The sequence below is a fragment of the Halorubrum sp. AJ67 genome, assembly GCF_000513435.1.
This window is the reverse complement of the sequence record NZ_CBVY010000006.1, coordinates 142665-145305: the sequence shown is the minus strand read 5'-3', so window position 1 is coordinate 145305 and position 2641 is coordinate 142665. Positions and strand designations below refer to the sequence as shown.

At 68.7% G+C, this 2641-nt stretch carries 2 protein-coding genes; both read right to left on the bottom strand.

From position 1 onward, the window contains the following. Positions 1 to 1449 (bottom strand): arginine--tRNA ligase (gene argS / locus BN903_RS07705; protein ID WP_048077183.1); only part of this gene is annotated, 1449 nt, incomplete at its 3' end. A 156-nt stretch (positions 1450 to 1605) separates the two neighbouring features. Next, positions 1606 to 2641: iron ABC transporter permease (locus BN903_RS07700; RefSeq protein ID WP_048077182.1), on the bottom strand; the 1036-nt coding region annotated here is incomplete at its 5' end.

The window sequence follows — 2641 nt, the reverse complement described above, 5'->3', positions numbered from 1 at the left end:
GGCCTCGCTCAGGATGCCCGCACAGCGGGCGTGGACGTACTGGACGAACGGGGCCGACTGCGCCTCGAAGTCGAGCGCGTCCTCCCACTCGAAGGTGATCGCCTTCGCGGGCTGTTTCGAGACGATGTCGTACCGGACCGCGCCGATTCCGACCTGATGGGCGATGCGCTCGACGTCTTCCTCGGAGAGGTCGTCGTCGCGGATGCGGTCGTCCATCCGGGACTCGACGGCGTCGCGGGCGCGGTCGATCGCCTCGTCGAGGAGGTCGTCGAGCATCACGCCGGTCCCCTTCCGGGTGGACATCTTCCCGTCGGGGAGGTTGACGTACGAGTAGATGACGTTGCCGAGGCGGTCGGTGTCGTTGCCGAGCAGTTCGAGCGTCGCGTCCAGCTGGTCGGCCTGGAGCTTGTGGTCCTCGCCGAGGACGGTGACAGCGCGGTCGTAGTTCGCGAACTTCCACTCGTGGTGGGCCAGATCGCGGGTGGTATAGAGGCTCGTCCCGTCCGACCGGAGGAAGACGAGGTTCTTGTCGATCCCCCAGTCGTCGAGTTCGAGCTGCCAGGCGTCCTCCTCGTAGACGGCCTGATCGGTCTCCTTGAGCCTATCCGCGATATCGTCCGTCGAGCCGTCGCGCATGAACCGAGTCTCCTTGACGAACTCGTCGAACTCGGCGGGCAGGCGGGCGAGACACGCCTTCATGCCGCCGAGGACGGTGTCGACGACCTCGCCGACGCGCTCGTAGGTCTCCTCGTCGCCGGATTCGAGCCCCTGAAGGATCGACTGGATCTCCGCTTCGGCCGCCTCGACGGCGTCCTCGTCAGCCTCGTCCAAGAAGGCGTTCCCCTTCCGGTAGTAGCGCACGAGGTCGTACTCGGCGCGGTCGCGGGCGGGCTCGCTCTCCAAGTCCGACTCGTCGAACCGTTCGTAGGCCCACGTGAACACCGCCATCTGTCGGCCGGCGTCGTTGACGTAGTAGTGGCGGTCGACGTCGTAGCCGGCGTACTCAAGGAGGGTCGCGACCGCGTCGCCGACGATTGGGTTACGCGCGCGGCCGACGTGGACCGGACCGGTCGGGTTCGCGCTGGTGTGCTCGACCACCACGGAGGTCTCCTTGTCGGGGAGCGCGCCGTAGTCGGCGTCGGGGGCGGCCGCGTCGAGCGTGTCGGCGAGGTAGCGCTCGTTCGCGTGGAAGTTGACGTACGGGCCGGCGGTGTCGACCGACTCGACGTAGTCGGTCCCCGAGACGTCGACGGCCTCGGCGACCGTCTCCGCGACGTTCGGCGGCGCGTTGCCGACCTCGCCCGCGAGTCGGAAGGCGACGCTGGAGGCGAGCGTCGCGTCCATCTCCTCCGGCGGGCGTTCGATGCCGAGGTCGTCGGTCGGGAGGTCGAGCGAGGCGAGCGCGTCCGCCATCGCCGTCTCGACCTCCGACCGGAACTGCCTGAACATACCGTCCGTTCGACGGGCGGGTTAAAAGGCCCTTCCGAAGCGGCTCGGCACGGAACGACGGGGCAACGCGAGAACGACCACTTGCGGTGGCGCGTGCCCGTGAGTGGTCGCCGCCGGGTATCGCGAGTTCGCACGCAATATCCAAAAATTCCGGTGTTACAGTCCCTCTTGGCCGCCCTCCTGCGAGAGGAGGACGACCATCGAGAGCCCCGAGATGACGAGTAAGATCAGCGTCGGCACCACCGCGTACTGGTACAGTGCGGACCCCTGTGCGCGCCAGATCTGGGTGACGATGGTCTCGAACCCGGAGGGGCGGAGGATCAGCGTGACGGGGAGTTCCTTCATCGCGGTGAGAAACACCAGGGCAGCGCCGGCGACGATACCCGACCGGGTGAGCGGGAGCGTGACCCGCTTGAACGTCCCCATCGAGGACTCGCCGAGCGTTCGGCCCGCCTCGACGAGGCGGGGGTCGACCTGGAGGATCGAGGTCCGGCTCGATCCGACCGCCTGCGGGAGGAAGCGCACGACGTACGCGAACACGAGGAGCGGCAGCGTCTGGTAGATCCACGGCAGGTAACTGGAGCCGAAGTAGACGAGCGCCAACGCGAGGACGATGCCGGGCACCGCGAAGCCGACGTACGTCGCGCGCTCGAAGAGGACGGCGAGCGGCGAGTCGTGGTTCGCGGCGAAGTACGCGATGGGGATCGCCGCCAGCGCGGCGACGACCGCCGCCGCGAGCGACACCGACAGGGAGTTGAGCACCTGAACCGGCTCGAACGCCATCGACGGGCGGCGGCCCGCCTCCGACCGGACCAGCCACAGGCCGAGGATCCACAGCGGGACGAGGAGCGCGAGCGCGGACACCCCCGCGGGCAGAAGCGTCGCGGGCCACCGGAGCCGGCCCAGCGACACCCGGTCGTCGGTGCGGCCCGCGTCGTCCCCGTGCGAGGGCGCGTCGGAGCGGACGAGCCACTCCAGCGCGAGCACGAACAGCACGACGACGAGCAGCTGTAAGGAGAGCAGCGCGGCGTAGTCGCTTCCGAAGGAGTTGTACTCGACGTAGATCTGTCGGGTGAACACCGACAGCCGCATGATCGAGGGCGTTCCGAAGTCCGAGACCGCGTACAGCGCCGCGAGCAGCGACCCGGCGGCGATCGCCGGGCGGATCGCGGGCAGCGTCACGCGGCGGAAC